The sequence below is a fragment of the Mesorhizobium sp. KR1-2 genome, assembly GCF_040045035.1.
Lineage (GTDB): Bacteria > Pseudomonadota > Alphaproteobacteria > Rhizobiales > Rhizobiaceae > Pseudaminobacter.
This window is the reverse complement of the sequence record NZ_JBDZDS010000006.1, coordinates 69,363-85,233: the sequence shown is the minus strand read 5'-3', so window position 1 is coordinate 85,233 and position 15,871 is coordinate 69,363. Positions and strand designations below refer to the sequence as shown.

Here is a 15,871-nt window from a genome sequence, read left to right as displayed (position 1 = left end):
AGGCGGCCGTGCGTCAGATGGCGTTCGGGCCGGTTTCGCCGGTGCGGATGCGCACCACTTCCTCGATGTTGGAGACGAAGATCTTGCCGTCGCCGATGCGGCCGGTCTGGGCCGCCTTGCGGATAGCTTCGATGGCCGCCTCGACGGCATCGTCGCCCAGCACCACCTCGATCTTCACCTTGGGCAGGAAGTCGACGACATATTCGGCGCCGCGGTAGAGCTCAGTGTGGCCTTTCTGGCGGCCGAAACCCTTGGCTTCCGTCACCGTTATGCCTTGCAGGCCGACTTCCTGAAGGGCCTCCTTCACCTCGTCGAGCTTGAACGGCTTGATGATCGCTTCGATCTTCTTCATGTGAATTCCGGCCTCCGCTAAACTGGACAGGGGTTTATACCCCGTTGCGCCTCTCAAAGCAGGAAGCGTGCCAATTGCCTGCGGCTGCAACAATTTTCGTTTCCTGCCTGATTAGTCGTGAAAACTTGCGTCACCGGGGCGTCGCGAGGTTGTTCGGTGTAAAGGCTCTGCTTTTTAGGCACTGGAAGTTGTCCATGAAGGCGCGAAACTGGGCAGGTTGCCTAAATTTTAGGCGTGGTGGACGATTGTTCCGCTCTTCACCTGCCATTTTGGGCGACGATGCGTTGTGGTAGTCATTAGCTCATCCGATTGTGTGGGGGCGCTGGCATGTCGCATGAGATCTTGACCCCGAGCGAAATGGCGAGCGCCGACAGGCTCGCCATGCAACGGGGCCCGTTCGACGGCTATGGCCTGATGTCCAATGCCGGTGGGGCAATTGCGGCGCTGGCGCTGGCCCGCTTTCCGGCCGCCCGTGCTGTCCATGTGCTGTGCGGGCCGGGCAACAATGGCGGCGATGGCTATGTGGTGGCCCGGCTGCTGGCCGAGGCCGGCGTCGCCGTCCATCTCTGGGCTGAAGGCGCGCCGCGCGCCGGCAGCGACGCGGCGCTCGCCGCCGCCGACTATCCGGTCGAGCCGCGCCCGCTGGCCGGGTTCCTGCCCGAGCCCGGCGATCTGGTCGTCGATGCGCTCTATGGGGCCGGTCTCTCCAAGCCGTTGTCCGACGATGCCGCCCGCGCCGTGAAGGTCGTGGCGGACCAAAAGGTGCCAGTCATCGCCGTCGACTTGCCGTCCGGCGTCTCCGGCGAAAGCGGCCAGGTGCTCGGCCATGCCTTTTCCGCCGCGCTCACGGTTACCTTCGCGCGCAAGAAGCCGGGGCACCTGCTCCTGCCGGGCAGCGAGCTTTGCGGCGAGGTCGTGGTCGTCGACATCGGTATTTCGGACGGAGTCATCGCCGAAATTGCCCCGCGCGCTTACGAGAACGCGCCGGAGGTCTGGCTCAGGCATTTCCCGGTGCCAGCGTCCGACACCTACAAATACCGGCGCGGCCATGTCGGCGTGTTTTCGGGCGCCCCGACTGCGACCGGGGCGGCCAGAATGGCGGCCATGGCCTCGGCGCGGGTCGGGGCAGGGGCGGTCACCGTCTTGTCGCCCACGCGCTCGCTGGCGGTCAACGGCGCGCATCTCACGTCGATCATGCTGCGCCACGCCGACACGCTGGACGAAGTGCTGGACTTCCTCGATGCGCGCAAGCCGCAGGCGCTGGTCTATGGTCCGGGCCTGGGGCCGGAACCGGAGGTCGGCGACTTCCTGCTCGACCTGCTTACCGAGGCCGAGGGCGCACCGGAAAGCCTGGTGCTCGACGCCGACGGGCTGACGTCGCTGGCGCCGCAGCCGGAGGCGCTGTGCGCGGCCCTGCGCCGCCCCGGCGCGCCGCAGGCGGTCCTGACGCCGCACGAAGGCGAGTTCCGGCGGCTGTTTCCCGACATTGCCGGCGATGCCAAGCTTTCGAAGCTTCAGAAAGCGCGGGCTGCGGCCGCGCGTGCTGCAGCGGTCGTCGTCTACAAGGGCGCCGACACGGTGATCGCCGCGCCGGACGGCCGCGCCGCCATCAACTCCAACGGCACACCGCTTCTGGCCACTGCCGGCTCCGGCGACGTGCTGTCAGGCCTCTGCGCGGGGCTTTTGGCACAGGGCATGCCACCCTTCGAGGCGGCCTGCGCTGCCGTATGGATCCATTGCGAGGCCGCGCGGCACTTCGGCCCCGGCCTGATCGCCGAGGACCTTCCGCTTGCGCTGCGCCCGGTCCTTGCCGATCTATTTGTGCGCAAGGGTTGTAGGGCATAGGCGGCGGCCTATCCGTCATCCTCCTGCTGGAGCACGCCCGGGACAATTTGCTGACACGAAACCTGCCCCGGACTGCCTGCTGAGAGTCCGAGGCCTGGGTCCCCGGAACCTCCGCACTTCGCTGCGCTCGTGCTTCGGCCCGAGGACGACGGGATGAAAGGCTTCGGCATGCCGTCAAAGCCGTCTCCAACAACATTCGACAATCTACAGGAACCTTCAACAAGTTGAGATTGATGGTGCCCGGCAGGCTCTCAACGCTGACGATTGGCGCCGGCCGCCCCACCTCCGTCATCCTCGGGCCGGAGCACGAGCGAAGCGATGTGCGGAGGTTCCGGGGACCCATGCCGGTCGGCCAAAACTGCCGCTGCGGTGCAGAAAGCGCCTGTCGCCTTGTATCGCGTGGATGAACTCCGAGACCGGTTAGCCGCCGCGCTTCGGTGCTCTGCCTACCGCTCCACATCCTCCGGCGGATGTGCGTTGCGGCCCTTGCCAAAGGTATAGCCGGTCTCCACCGCCTTCTTGCCGAACTTGTCGCGCAGCGCATCGATGGCGCCTTCGGCCAGGGCGCGCTTTCGCGACTGCACGTCGACAAGGTCCGGCGGATCGGCGCGCTCGGCGTCCATCAGGTCGCTGACGCCGATGCCGAGGAGACGGTATTTCGTCCCGTCGGTTTCCTTCTCGAGCAGTTGCAGCCCGGTCTGGAATATACGGTCGGCCAGCCGCGTCGGGTCGGCAAGCTGGCGGTTGCGGGTGCGGATCTTGAAGTCGTGAGTCTTCAATTTCAGCACCACGGTGCGCCCGGCGATGCCCGCCTTCTTCAACCGCGCCGAAACCTTTTCGGACAGCGCCCGCAGGATCGGCACGAGATCGGCGCCCGAGGCAAGGTCGGTGTCGAAGGTGGTTTCGGCCGACACGCTCTTGGCGTCGTGATCCGGCACCACGCGGCGGTCGTCCTGCCCGCGCGCCAGCCGGTAGAGCCGGTCGCCCATGGTGCCGTAGCGGCGCATCAGTTCGCCTCGCTCCATGCGCTGAAGCTGGCTGATCATGCGGATGCCGTCCTGTTCCAGCGTGGCCGCAAAAGCCTTGCCGACGCCCCAGATCAAGGTCACCGGCTGCTCGGCGAGGAAACCCACCGCCTCGGCCTCACCGATGATCGAGAGGCCCCGCGGCTTGCGGAAGTCGGAAGCGATCTTGGCGAGGAACTTGCAGTAGGAAAGGCCGGCCGAAACGGTGATGCCGATTTCCTTTTCCACGGCTTGGGCGAATCGCGCCAGCACCAGCGCCGGCGGGTGGCCATGCAGGCGCTCGGTGCCGGAGAGGTCCAGAAACGCCTCGTCGATGGACAGCGGCTCCACCAGCGGCGTCAGCGCCTGCATCATGGCGCGCACCTCGCGGCCGACGCGGACGTATTTCTCCATGTCGGGTTTTATGACGACCGCCTCGGGGCAGGCCTCCAGCGCCTTGAACATGGGCATAGCCGAGCGCACGCCATTGATTCGGGCGATGTAGCAGGCGGTGGAGACCACACCGCGCTTGCCGCCGCCGATGATGACCGGCTTGTCCTTGAGTTCCGGGTTGTCGCGCTTTTCCACCGCGGCATAGAAGGCGTCGCAATCGATATGCGCGATGCGAAGCGAATAAAGCTCCGGATGGCGCGCCAGGCGCGGGCTGCCGCAGGCGCTGCAGCGCATGCCCGCGCTGCGCTGAAGCGCCAGGCAGTCGCGGCAGAAACCGTGGCTTGGATCGTTGACAGACGCGTGCATGATTGCGAACATAAGTGGAACATCGCAAATTCTAGGGCAGTGGGTTGCCGCTCACAAGCGACAAAGGGGAGGACGCATGTCGAAGCTGACAATCGTGCCGTTGACCGCGGATCTTTGGCCTCAGTTCGAGGATCTGTTCGGCAAGCAGGGCGCTTGCTATGGCTGCTGGTGCACGCATTTCCGCCTGCCGCCGGCAGTGCGGCGTGAAAACGACCGCGTCCGCAACAAGGAATTCATCAAGGCGCGAATCGAGGCGGGCCCGCCGCCCGGCCTGCTGGCGATCGAGGACGATGTTGCCAACGGCTGGATGCAGATCGGCCCCCGCGCCGACGTGCCGGAGTGGAACAAGGCAAACAGGGTGACCACGCCGCTCGAACCCGGTGAGGCTAGCGATCCGGCCGTATGGGCGATTTCGTGCTTCTTCATTCGCAATTCCGCGCGGCGTAAGGGACTGACCCACCGGCTGGTCGAGGCCGGGGTCGAGTTCGCCCGCAAGAACGGCGCGCAGTTGGTGGAAGCCTGCCCGATGACCGAATCGAAGGATTCGCGCTCGGTCGGACTGTGCGTTGGCTCTACCCGGGTGTTCGAAAAGGCCGGCTTCTCGCCGGTCGCGGAGCGCAAGCCCGGGCGACCGCTGATGCGCTTGGCGGTGTGAGCCGCGGCTGGAGTGCGGGCCGCCTCAGAGGTCGAGCGCCTCGGCAATCTTCGGCGCCGCGTCGGGCCAGTCTTCGGCCGCCACGATGCCTTCCGGCAGCGCCGGCATCAGCGCGCGCAACTGCGTGTGGGCCATGAGGTGGAAGAGATGCGCGTCGGCGACTGATGTGCGTGCGGAAACCAGATTGTGGGCGAGGTCGTCGACGAAGGCCACGGGGCGCGGGTGCTCGCCGCGCAGCTGGCGGATCGCCGGGCCCTTGGCCTGCTCGGTGGTCAGAAGCGGGTAGGGGAAGCCGAGCCGGTCGAGCAGTGCCCGCCGCGTCGCACGATGCCGGTGGGGCATCGCCGTCAGGAGCACGATTTCGGCCTTGCCGGCCAGCGTCCCAACTGCCTCGGCAGCACCAGCAGGTGCGGTCTGCCAGTCGGCCTGAACGTGGAAGAACGCCTCGATCAGTTCGGCAACGCGCTCGTTGGGAACGGCCGTTTGCGTTTCGTGGTCGAAGATGTTGCCGTGCAGGCGGAACGAATTGGGCCTCAGTTCGAGGTTCAGCGTGCCGATATAGCCCGTGAACGGGCGTATGAACTCGAGCACGACCTCGTCGACGTCGAGTACTAGCAACGGACGGCTGTCGCGCGCCAGCTCCGCGATCTGGCGGGCGGTTTCGGGATCCTCGCTCATATCGACGTCTGGTGGCTGTCGTCGCCGAGCGGCAGCTGCCGCAGAGCCTTTGCAACCTCGCCCGGGGCGATGCCGCTCGCCTCGCAGAAGCCCAGCAGCGTGGGCTCGTGGGCCAGCACGAATTGCAGCACACCGGCGAGGAATCCAGGCTCCTGCGCGGCGTGGCGGATCGCCGAAGCCTCGATGCCGGTGATGGCCAGGAAGCGCGGCAGCAGATCGGGGTCGGAAGCGATGAAGCCCAGCGCCTGGATGGCGATGGTCTCGGCCCCTTCCCGTGTTGAAACTTGCTGCATCATCGCCACTTTCATCATGTTGAACCAAACGATGAAGGAAGTAGCCGCTGGCGCCGGTTCGGGCAAGTGCGGCAGCCGGCGACGGCAACGGACGGTAACCGGCAGTTTCGCGCGGGAGGTTTCCGTTTCGTCAATCATCTTGCGCTAGTTGTGTGATGGGGTTGTACCATCGGCAGACGCGCAACAGGTTTGGTCAAAAGCGCGATCGGCAGTCGGGACGGGAATTTTATGGCTAAGAAGGTGATGATCGTCGAGGACAACGAGCTCAACATGAAGCTCTTCCGCGACCTGATCGAAGCAAGTGGGTATGAGACCGTTCGCACCCGCAACGGATTGGAAGCGCTGGAACTGGCGCGCACCCATCGGCCCGACCTGATCCTGATGGATATTCAGTTGCCGGAGGTCTCCGGCCTCGAAGTGACCAAGTGGCTGAAGGAAGACGACGACCTCCACGTCATTCCCGTCATCGCTGTGACGGCCTTCGCCATGAAGGGCGACGAGGAACGCATCCGGCAGGGCGGCTGCGAGGCTTACATCTCCAAGCCGATATCGGTGCCGCGCTTCATCGAGACGATCAAGTCCTATCTGGGCGACGCCTGATGCGCGCTCTTGGCCACAGTTCCGAGCAGGAAGCCCAATGACCGCGCGCATTCTCGTCGTCGACGACATTCCGGCCAATGTGAAGCTTCTCGAAGTGCGGCTGCTTGCCGAATATTTCGAAGTTCTGACCGCCACCAACGGCGCGGACGCCATCGAGACCTGCGAGAACGGCAAGGTCGATGTCGTGCTGCTCGATGTCATGATGCCGGACATGGACGGCTTCGAAGTCTGTCGCCGGCTGAAGAACGATCCCGCCACCGCGCATATCCCCGTCGTCATGATCACCGCGCTCGACCAGATCTCGGATCGTATCCGCGGGCTGGAGGTCGGCGCCGACGATTTTCTGACCAAGCCGGTCAACGACCTGCAGCTCATGACCCGCGTCAAAAGCCTGGTGCGGCTGAAGATGCTGACCGACGAGCTTCGACTGCGGGCCTCCACCACCCGAAACATCGGCATCGAGGAATTGCTCAGCCGCAGGCAGCCTTCGGAGGAAGTGGCGCCGCGAATACTGCTCATCGATGAGCGGGCGTCGTCCTACGAGCGTATCCTGAAGATGCTGCGCAACAAGATGGACGTCGATGTCGTGACGGACCCTCACGCCGGGTTTTTCCAAGCGGCCGAGGAGCCGTACGAATGCGTCATCATCTCGACGGCCTTTGCCGAGTTTGATCCGCTGCGGCTTTGCTCGCAGCTGCGCTCGCTCGACCGCACGCGCTTCCTGCCCATCATCCTCGTGGCGGACGTTGGGGAGGACGAGCGCATCATCCGCGGCCTCGAACTGGGCATCAACGATTATCTCATTCGCCCGATCGATCAGCAGGAGATGCTGGCGAGGCTGCGCACCCAGGTGAGGCGCAAGCGCTACAACGACCACCTGCGCGCCAGCGTGACCCAGACCATCGAGATGGCGGTGACCGACGGGCTGACGGGCCTGCACAACCGCCGCTATCTCGACAGCCACCTGCAGACGCTGTTCGATCGCGCGGTGGCTCGCCGCCGCTCGCTGTCGGTGATGATTACCGACCTCGATCGCTTCAAGTCGGTCAACGATACTTACGGTCATGATGGCGGCGATGACGTGCTGCGCGAATTCGCGCGTCGCCTGCGCAAGAACGTGCGCGGCATCGATCTGGCGTGCCGCTACGGCGGCGAGGAGTTCGTGGTGGTCATGCCGGACACCGACGGCGACATCGCCGAGCGGGTCGCCGAGCGCATCCGCGCAGAGATCGCGCGGACCCCATTCCTGGTCGGTAAGGATGGCCAGGCCCTGGAAGTCACCATCAGCATCGGTGTTTCCTCGCTGCGGCGGGGGCCCGACACGGTCGAAGATCTGATGAAGCGCGCCGACATCGCGCTCTACGAGGCAAAGACCGGCGGCCGCAACCGCGTGGTCGCCAAGGCCGCCTGAGCGCGCCGCCCACAGTTGAGTCGGGCGGGATGGTTAGCGGTTTACCTTAACCGATGTGATTCGCGAGCGTTGGTTAAGAAAGTGTTGATTTCCAATGAGCCTTGGGCGACTGTCGCTGCGTAAAGACAGGCGGACGCGTGCCGGACCTTGGTCCCGGTGCTCCCGCAACTAACCCCATGATGCTCAGGTCCGCCGCATCTCCTGGGTCCATGGGGTCGGCCGGCCGGCGCTGGCATATAGTGGCCTCCTCGTACCGCTGCCAATCGCCGACCGGCCCCCTTTCTTCTCCGACATCGCAAGGGCAACGCCCCGTGCTGCATGGCGTGGGTTGCCATCAGCCGGTATCCGCAAACGAAAAACGCCGCCCAATGGGCGGCGCATTCGAAATCTGCTGGAAAGGTCGAAGATTACTTGATCTTCGTTTCCTTGAATTCGACGTGCTTCTTGGCGACCGGGTCGTACTTGCGGAACGACAGCTTCTCGGTCTTGGTACGGCTGTTCTTGCTCGTCACGTAGAAGAAGCCGGTGTCGGCGGTCGAAAGAAGCTTGATCTTGATGTTTGCGGCTTTGGCCATGATGTTCTTCCGTTAATCTGTGGAGTTCGGGCCGCCTGACCACGGCAAAAAGCCCGGACGCGGAAAACTTGGCGCGACAAATAAAGAACGTGCACGGAAAGTCAAGACCGGCGGGCCTCCAGAGCGAGACGACAGCCGGCCAAAACGATATAGGCGGCAAAGAAAATGCCGATCGACCAGCCGAATCCGTCAGTGCCGAACACATCCATGCCGATGCCGATCGCCTGCGGCCCCATCACCATGCCCAGGCCGTAGCACAAAACGAAGGCGGCGTTGGCGTTGGCGAGCTCATGGCCGTGGAGGCGGGAGCCCAGATGGGCAAGGCCGATCGTGTACAACGCTGCGACCACGCCGCCCCAGAGAAAAAGCAGCCCAGCCATGACATGCCAGTCGGCCTTGATATACGGCAGCAGGACCATGCCGACGAGACCGACGGCGGCGCAGATGAGCAGCAGCAGGCGACGGTCGCTGATGCGGTCGGAGATCATGCCCAGGGGGATCTGCATGATAACATTGCCAAGCCCGATCATGGTCAGGAGCAGTGCGGCATCGCCCTCGGAGTAGCCGATCCGGTTGCCATAGACCGGAAACAACGCGAAGCCACCGGTCTCGACCGCGCCGAACACCAGAACAGCGGCGGTGGCTGTCGGCACGAGCCAGATATAGCGGATGAAGCCGCTCTTTCCGCCCTCGGGCACAATGTTCGGACTTTCTTGCCACGCTGCCAGCACCGGGATGGCCGCGATCATCACCAGCAGGAACACCGTGCCGAAGGGCATGAAGCCTGAGCTTCCCATCTGCGAGAACAGCCACGGTCCGGCAGCGAAGCCAAGCGATAGCACGGTAGCGTAGATGCCCAGTACCAGGCCGCGTCGGTGAGCCGGCGCCGAGGTGCTGATCCAGAACTCGGAGAGGATGAACAGCACCGTCAGAGCTAGATGGAGAGCCACGCGCAGCGGGAACCACATCCAGAACGAAGGTGCGAAGTAGAAACCAATGAAGGCCAATGCGCCGAGCAAAATCATGGCCAGCATGGTCCAGACCACGCCGAATCGCACGGCGAGGGGCGTCGCCAGCGGTGCAGCTGCGATCGAAGCGATGCCAGCGATCGCCGTGTTCAGGCCAATCATCGAGGCGGAATAGCCGCGCGTCTCCAGAATGATGCTGAGAAGCGGCATGCCAAGGCCGATGGCAATGCCCACCACACTGATCGAGGCGATGGCTGCCGAAATGGACAGCCAGCGCATGGGCATGGCCACGGCCGGCGATTGAATGCTGCCTGTCATGTGTCTTTGAGCCTGGAACTGTCAGAAAATATCGCGGACGAAACTGTTGTGGACCATGCGGTAGAACGGCACGGGCCCGCCGGGACGCAGCAGCGGATCTAGCGCCAATCGATGTTGAAGTTCTTCCAATATGGTTTTGGTGATGGCCGGGATATCGGCTTGGCGCGCCTCTTGCAGCGGCAACCAGACGAGTTCCTCGAGTTCGTTGGTCGGGCCGCCATCGGGCAGCTCGACCGCGACGTCGCTTCGCCAGACCGACAGGAAACGTGTGTCGAACCGGCGCACGCGACCGGGCGGAGTTATGGCACGCGCTACCAGGCGCAGCGATTGCAGCGTGGGCTGCACGCCGTGCTCGACGAAGCCCTGCCAGTCGGCCTTGGTGGTCGCAAACGGGCCCTTGCGCCCGATCAGCAGGCCGGCTTCCTCGTAGGTCTCGCGGATGGCGGAAAGGGCGATGGCCCGCGCCCGCGTGAGGCTCCGGCGTGCGATGGTGGCGACGAGTTTGGCTTCTTCCTGAGGGTCAAGCGCATCGGGCACGGGCACTCGGCCGTCGTCGGGATCGGTGCGGCCCCCGGGGAAGACGAATTTGCCGGGCATGAAGGCATGGCTGGCATGACGCCTGCCCATCAGGACGAGCACGTCGTCGCCCTTGCGGTCGAGGAGAATCAGCGTGGCTGCGTCGCGCGGCCGCTTTGGGCCGGGACCGAGCGCAGCGTCGCGCGAGTCGGCCTTATCCACCTGGGCTTTCGTCAGTCCAACCATGCAAGCATCTTAGGGCAATCCAACCTTGGACGATATTGTTCCAACAGACCGAGCATTGCGCCAGGGGTGGCGATCATGCGTCGCCGTGCGTCTGTTCTTCGCCGCCAAAGCCATGCATGTAAAGCGCCCATTGCAAGCCGACGATGGCGCCTTTGACCGGGCGCAGCATCGCAAGCGCCATGATGATCGTCATTGGCACCCAGATCGCCAGATGCTGCCAGGTCGACAGAGTGGTCGTAGCCTCTACCCCCATGAAGGCAGCGACGACGACATGGCCGACGATGACGACAACGATGTAGGCCGGCAGGTCGTCCGCGCGATGGTGATGCATCTCCTCGCCGCAATGTTCGCAGTGATCGACGATCTTCAGGAATGACGAAAATAGCTTCCCTTCACCGCAATGGGGGCAGCGTCCAAGCAAGCCGCGCTTCATCGCCGTCCAAAGCGGGCGTGCCTGCCGCTCGGCATGCGCAGCGCCAAAAACCTGTGTCTCCATCATCGTCTCCTGCTACGGGGGCTCTTGCGCTGTGCGGCGCGAGCCCGCGACCTGTGTGCCTTCGCCTTGTGGAACGACGATTTGGACCCCGGCAATGGCTTTGGCTCGGTCAACATTTCAAAACGCATTGCACCAGCGAGCGGCGCAACTTCGACGAGGCGAACCTCGACACGATCTGCAAGCTGATAGCCTTTGCCGGTACGTTCTCCAAAAAGCGATCGGGCAGTCTCATCGAACATATAGTAGTCGCCACCCAAGGATGATACCGGAATAAAGCCGTCGGCGCCAAACTGCGGCAATTGGACAAAAAGCCCCGCCTTGGTCACGCCGGAGATGCGCGCGTCGAAGGTGTCGTTGAGGTGGTCGGCGAGATAGCCCGCGATCAGCCGGTCGATCGTGTCGCGCTCCGCCGCCATGGCGCGGCGCTCGGTGGCCGAAATCAGTTCGGAAATATCCTCCAGCCGTTCCTCTTCGCCACGCGTGATGCCGTCGGGCCCGAAATTCAGCGCGCCGATCAGAGCGCGGTGCACGATCAGGTCGGCATAGCGGCGGATCGGCGAGGTGAAGTGCGCGTAGCGGCGCAGGTTAAGACCGAAATGTCCAAGATTTTCAGGTGAATAGAGAGCTTGGCTCTGAGCGCGCAACACAACTTCGTTGACCAGCGCCTCATGCTCGGCGCCCTTCACGCGGCTGAGAATCTGGTTGAACTGCGACGGTTTCATCTGTGCGCCACGTGCCAGGGAGAGGCCGAGCGTGGCCAGGAACTCACGCAAGCCTTCCTGCTTGGCGAGCGACGGCGCATCGTGCGTGCGGTAGACCAGGCTCTGTTTCTTGGCCTCCAGTGTCTCGGCGGCAGAGACATTGGCCTGGATCATGAATTCCTCGATCAGCTTGTGCGCATCGAGGCGGTCAGGGACGATGACCCGGTCGACCGTGCCGTCCGGCTTGAGCAGTATCTTGCGCTCCGGCAGGTCCAGTTCCAGCGGCTGGCGCGAATCGCGGCCGCGCTTCAGCACCTCATAGGCGGCCCACAGGGGCTTCAGGATCGTCTCCAGGATCGGGCCGGTCACATCGTCGGGCGCGCCGTCAATCGCCGCCTGCGCCTGGCTGTAGGCCAGTTTGGCGTGGGATCGCATCATGATGCGGTGGAAGGAGTGGCGGATCTTTCGTCCCTCGGCCGAGAACGTCATGCGCACCGCCAGGGCAGGGCGGCCCACGCCTTGCTTGAGCGAGCACAGATCGTTGGAAATCCGTTCCGGCAGCATCGGCACGACCCGGTCGGGGAAGTAGACGGAGTTGCCTCGCTTCAGCGCTTCGCGGTCGAGCGCGGTGCCTGACCGCACATATGCCGCCACATCGGCGATGGCGACGATGGCGATGATGCCGCCGGGGTTCTTCTCGTCGGTGTCGGGCTCGGCATAAACCGCGTCGTCGTGGTCCTTGGCGTCGGCCGGGTCGATGGTGATTAGGGGCACGTCGCGCCAGTCTTCGCGGCGGTCCATGGTCGCGGCCTTTGCGGCGTCGGCTTCCGCGATCACCTCGGCGGGAAAGATGTGCGGGATCTCATGAACGTGGATGGCGATCATCGAGACCGCCTTTTCGCTCGTGAGCGAGCCCACGACGTTCAGCACCTTGGCGCGCGGCAGGCCATAGCGCGAGGCACGCTGCGGTTCGACCTCGACCAGATCGCCGTTCTCGGCGCCGTTGCGGAATTCCTTTTCCACGACCAGTTCAGCCTGACGGCGCTCGACCGGTTCGATACGAAACGTGCCGTCCTTGAGCGTGCGGAAGACACCGAGAACCGCTTCGCTGCGCTTCTCGAAGATCTTCATCACCCGAGCCGTGTAGGCGGGCCCGGTCTCGGCATGGGTGGGGAAGGTCTTGGCCAGCACGCGGTCGCCGACGCCTGGGGTCGGTCCGCTGCGCGAAACCTTGATCGACACCACCGTCGGCAGGGCGCCCTCCCGCTGCTCGGTGGGGCGGGCGAGTAGCAGGCCGTCTTCGTCGCGCGCGAAAATGTCGAGCACCGCGACGGCTGGCAGGGACCCCGGACGCATCAAACGCTTGCGGTCCTTTTCCAGCACCCCCTCATCCTGCAGTTCGGCGAGCGTGTCCTTCAGCCATACGCGGTTCTCGCCCTTCAGCGAGAACGCCTTGGCTATGTCGCGCTTGCCGCTCTTTTCGGGGTTCTCGGAGATGTAGCGCAGGATGTCGTCGCGCGAGGGCAGAAAGTCGCGCGACTTGCCTCCGGAGCGGCTTGCCTCGGACGAGTCGGCCTTGGCGCCGGCAGCTTTCCGCCCGGAGATGTTCCTTGCCAACGGATGCTATTCCTCTGTCTTCGTCGCGGCCTTCTTGGTCGCTGTCTTCTTGGCTGCCGGCTTCTTAGGGGCAGCAGCAGGCTTCTTGGCCGCGGCCTTGGCGCGGGCCGGCTTCTTGCCGCCGCCCTTGGCTTCCTTCTCGGCAATCAGCGCCAGCGCGTCTTCCATTGTCACGCTCGTCGGGTCCTTGCCCTTCGGCAGGGTAGCGTTGACCTTGCCGAAATTGACATAGGGACCGTATTTGCCGTCGCGCACGGTAATGGCGCCGCCGCCGTCCGGATGCTCGCCAAGCTCCTTCAGAGCGGGTGCGGTACCGTTACGACCACCCTTGCCCTTGGATTGCTTCTCGGCCAACACGGAGACGGCGCGGTTGAGGCCGATCGAGAATACGTCCTCGATGCTTTCGAGGTTGGCGTAGGTTCCGTCGTGCAGCACGAACGGGCCGTAGCGGCCAAGACCGGCCGAAATCATCTTGCCGCTCTCGGGGTGCTTGCCGACATCGCGCGGCAGCGACAGAAGCGCAATCGCCTTCTCGTGGTCGATGCTTGCAGGTGTCCAGCCCTTCGGCAGGCTGGAGCGCTTCGCGTCCTTGCCCTCGCCACGCTGCAGATATGGGCCGAAGCGGCCGCTACGCAACGTGATCTCTTCGCTGGTGTAGGGATCCTTACCGAGCGACTTGGTGCCGTCCTCAAGGCCTTCCGAGCCTTCACCGTTGCCGTTTCCATCGCCGCCGAGCTGGCGGGTATAACCGCATTCCGGGTAGTTCGAGCAGCCGACGAAGGCGCCGTACTTGCCGAGTTTCAGCGACAGGTTGCCTGTGCCGCATTTCGGGCAGATGCGCGGGTTCGAACCGTCCTCGCGTTCGGGGAAGACGAGCGGCGCGAGCTCTTCGTTGAGAGCGTCGAGCACATCGGTGACGCGCAGTTCCTTGATGTCGTCGACGGTTGCCGAAAACGCCTTCCAGAAGTCGCGCAGAACGTCCTTCCAGGCCAGCTTGCCGTCGGAGATTTCGTCCAGCTTCTCCTCCAGCGAGGCGGTGAAGTCGTATTCGACATAGTGCTCGAAGAAGCTCTCCATGAAGGCGGTGACCAGGCGGCCCTTGGCCTGCGGGATCAGCCTGCGGTTCTCGATCGTCACATAGTCGCGGTCTTCAAGCGTCTTCAGCGTCGCCACATAGGTCGAGGGACGGCCGATGCCGAGCTCTTCCATCTTCTTGATGAAGGAGGCTTCCGAGTAGCGCGGCGGCGGCTCGGTGGTGTGGCTGGTAACATTGATCGACCGGCGATCGAGTGTGTCGCCCATGCGGATTTCCGGCAGGCGGCGGCTTTCCTCGTCCTCGGCGTCCTCGTCCTTCTGTTCGGTATAGGCGGCGATGAAGCCGTCGAAGCGGACCACCGAGCCGACGGCACGCAGTTCCGCCGTCTTGGCGCCGTTGCGCGCCTCGATCTCGACCGTCGTGCGCTCGATCTCGGCCGGCTGCATCTGGCTGGCAATGGCCCGTTTCCAGATCATCTCGTAGAGCCTTGCCTGGTCGGCATCGAGATATTTGCGCACCTCGGCGGGAGTGCGCGAGAAGTCCGTCGGGCGGATCGCTTCGTGCGCTTCCTGGGCGTTCTTGGCCTTGGTCGAATAGTAGCGCGGCTTTTCGGGCACGTATTTGTCGCCGAATTCGCGGGCGATCGCCGAGCGTGCGGCACTGATCGCCTCAGGCGCCATCTGCACGCCGTCGGTACGCATATAGGTGATGAGGCCGGTGGTCTCGCCGCCAATATCCATGCCCTCGTAGAGGCGCTGCGCCACCTGCATGGTGCGCGAAGCCGAGAAGCCTAGCCTCGACGAGGCCGCCTGTTGCAGCGTGGAGGTGGTGAAGGGCGGACCGGGGTTTCGCTTGGTTGGCTTGGCCTCGACCGAAAGCGCCTTGAAGGTGGCGCCATCGAGCATGGCCTTTATCGCGTCGGCCTGCTCCTGGGTCTTGATATCCAGCTTCTGGAGCTTCTTGCCGTCATAGACGGTGAGCTTGGCCTCGAAATTCTCTGCACGCGGCGTGGCGAGGATCGCGGCGATCAGCCAGTAGTCCTCGCGGACGAAACGCTCGATCTCGTTCTCGCGGTCGCAGACGAAGCGCAGCGCCACCGACTGGACGCGGCCTGCCGAGCGAGCGCCCGGCAGCTTGCGCCACAGCACCGGCGACAACGTGAAGCCGACCAGATAGTCGAGCGCGCGGCGGGCCAGATAGGCGTCGACCAGCGGCGGGTCGATGTCGCGCGGGTTGGCCATCGCGTCGAGCACGGCCTGCTTGGTGATGGAGTTGAACACCACGCGCTTGATCGGCTTGTCCTTCAGCACGCGCTTCTGCTTCAGCACTTCCAGCACGTGCCAGGAAATCGCTTCGCCCTCGCGATCCGGGTCGGTGGCGAGGATCAGGCCGTCGGCATCCTTCACCGCCTTGGCAATGTCGGTCAGCCGCTTCGCCGAAGCGCCATCCACAGCCCAGGACATGGAGAAGTCTTCGTCGGGCTTCACCGAGCCGTCCTTAGCAGGCAGGTCGCGCACATGGCCGAACGAGGCCAGAACCTTGTAGTTCTTGCCCAGATACTTGTTGATCGTTTTCACCTTGTTCGGCGACTCGACGACGACGACGTCCATATTGCTCTTGTTTCCAATGAGGTCGCCGGCGGTAGTGGGGGCGACGCGCGGCGAAAATTCTGTCAACTGGCCCGTCACATGGCTGCGGTTTTCCGTCCGGTCAAGGGGCGGACGGCAAAATCACCCCTGGCCGTGCGTCACACACTCAAGAATTGAGTGTGATGGTGTATTGCAATTTTAGATACGTATAA

At 64.1% G+C, this 15,871-nt stretch carries 14 protein-coding genes; 4 read left to right on the top strand and 10 right to left on the bottom strand.

What is annotated here, in order from left to right; all coding sequences use genetic code 11:
• Window positions 1-13: 13 nt before the first annotated feature.
• Window positions 14-352, bottom strand: a complete 339-nt coding sequence (locus tag ABLE85_RS13705; protein WP_348793296.1) for a P-II family nitrogen regulator — start codon at window positions 350-352, stop codon at window positions 14-16.
• 327 nt (window positions 353-679) lie between these two features.
• Here ABLE85_RS13705 and ABLE85_RS13700 point away from each other — a divergent pair, with 327 nt between their 5' ends.
• Window positions 680-2,197 (top strand): NAD(P)H-hydrate dehydratase, encoded by a 1,518-nt coding sequence (locus ABLE85_RS13700; protein ID WP_348793295.1) that lies wholly within the window; start codon window positions 680-682, stop codon window positions 2,195-2,197.
• 446 nt (window positions 2,198-2,643) lie between these two features.
• Here the strand turns inward: ABLE85_RS13700 and ABLE85_RS13695 are convergent, their stop codons facing one another.
• Window positions 2,644-3,972 (bottom strand): DNA polymerase IV, encoded by a 1,329-nt coding sequence (locus tag ABLE85_RS13695; RefSeq protein WP_348793294.1) that lies wholly within the window; start codon window positions 3,970-3,972, stop codon window positions 2,644-2,646.
• 64 nt (window positions 3,973-4,036) lie between these two features.
• Here ABLE85_RS13695 and ABLE85_RS13690 point away from each other — a divergent pair, with 64 nt between their 5' ends.
• The gene (locus ABLE85_RS13690) at window positions 4,037-4,615 is read left to right on the top strand and encodes a GNAT family N-acetyltransferase (RefSeq protein ID WP_348793293.1); all 579 of its coding nucleotides are present in this window, start codon (window positions 4,037-4,039) and stop codon (window positions 4,613-4,615) included.
• A gap of 24 nt (window positions 4,616-4,639) precedes the next feature.
• On the opposite strand, the gene ABLE85_RS13685 is transcribed toward ABLE85_RS13690, so the two are convergent.
• Both ABLE85_RS13685 and ABLE85_RS13680 read right to left on the bottom strand, forming a co-directional pair.
• Window positions 4,640-5,293, bottom strand: a complete 654-nt coding sequence (locus tag ABLE85_RS13685) for a hypothetical protein (RefSeq protein ID WP_348793292.1) — start codon at window positions 5,291-5,293, stop codon at window positions 4,640-4,642.
• Window positions 5,290-5,586 carry a DUF3572 domain-containing protein gene (locus tag ABLE85_RS13680; protein ID WP_348793509.1) on the bottom strand — a complete coding sequence of 99 codons (297 nt, stop codon included), beginning with the start codon at window positions 5,584-5,586 and terminating at the stop codon, window positions 5,290-5,292. The genes ABLE85_RS13685 and ABLE85_RS13680 overlap by 4 nt, the downstream gene beginning before the upstream one ends.
• Before the next feature lie 243 nt (window positions 5,587-5,829).
• Here ABLE85_RS13680 and ABLE85_RS13675 point away from each other — a divergent pair, with 243 nt between their 5' ends.
• Both ABLE85_RS13675 and ABLE85_RS13670 read left to right on the top strand, forming a co-directional pair.
• Complete coding sequence (locus ABLE85_RS13675) at window positions 5,830-6,186, top strand: response regulator (RefSeq protein ID WP_082549745.1); 357 nt, start codon at window positions 5,830-5,832, stop codon at window positions 6,184-6,186.
• 37 nt (window positions 6,187-6,223) lie between these two features.
• A complete protein-coding gene (locus ABLE85_RS13670) occupies window positions 6,224-7,597 on the top strand; it encodes a PleD family two-component system response regulator (RefSeq protein WP_348793291.1) in 1,374 nt (457 codons plus the stop codon).
• Window positions 7,598-8,004: 407 nt separating this feature from the next.
• On the opposite strand, the gene rpmG is transcribed toward ABLE85_RS13670, so the two are convergent.
• The 6 genes from rpmG to topA form a co-directional block, all read right to left on the bottom strand.
• Window positions 8,005-8,172: a 50S ribosomal protein L33 gene (gene rpmG, locus ABLE85_RS13665; protein WP_019173400.1), complete on the bottom strand. Its 168-nt coding sequence runs from the start codon at window positions 8,170-8,172 to the stop codon at window positions 8,005-8,007.
• Window positions 8,173-8,273: 101 nt separating this feature from the next.
• A complete protein-coding gene (locus tag ABLE85_RS13660) occupies window positions 8,274-9,419 on the bottom strand; it encodes an MFS transporter (RefSeq protein WP_348793508.1) in 1,146 nt (381 codons plus the stop codon).
• Window positions 9,420-9,479: 60 nt separating this feature from the next.
• Window positions 9,480-10,220, bottom strand: a complete 741-nt coding sequence (locus ABLE85_RS13655) for an NUDIX hydrolase (protein ID WP_348793290.1) — start codon at window positions 10,218-10,220, stop codon at window positions 9,480-9,482.
• Window positions 10,221-10,293: 73 nt separating this feature from the next.
• A complete protein-coding gene (locus ABLE85_RS13650; protein WP_348793289.1) occupies window positions 10,294-10,716 on the bottom strand; it encodes a DUF983 domain-containing protein in 423 nt (140 codons plus the stop codon).
• The gene (rnr, locus tag ABLE85_RS13645; protein ID WP_348793507.1) at window positions 10,716-12,944 is read right to left on the bottom strand and encodes a ribonuclease R; all 2,229 of its coding nucleotides are present in this window, start codon (window positions 12,942-12,944) and stop codon (window positions 10,716-10,718) included. Before rnr ends, ABLE85_RS13650 begins: the two co-directional genes overlap by 1 nt.
• A gap of 96 nt (window positions 12,945-13,040) precedes the next feature.
• Window positions 13,041-15,680 carry a type I DNA topoisomerase gene (gene topA / locus ABLE85_RS13640; protein WP_348793288.1) on the bottom strand — a complete coding sequence of 880 codons (2,640 nt, stop codon included), beginning with the start codon at window positions 15,678-15,680 and terminating at the stop codon, window positions 13,041-13,043.
• Between the last annotated feature and the right edge of the window lie 191 nt (window positions 15,681-15,871).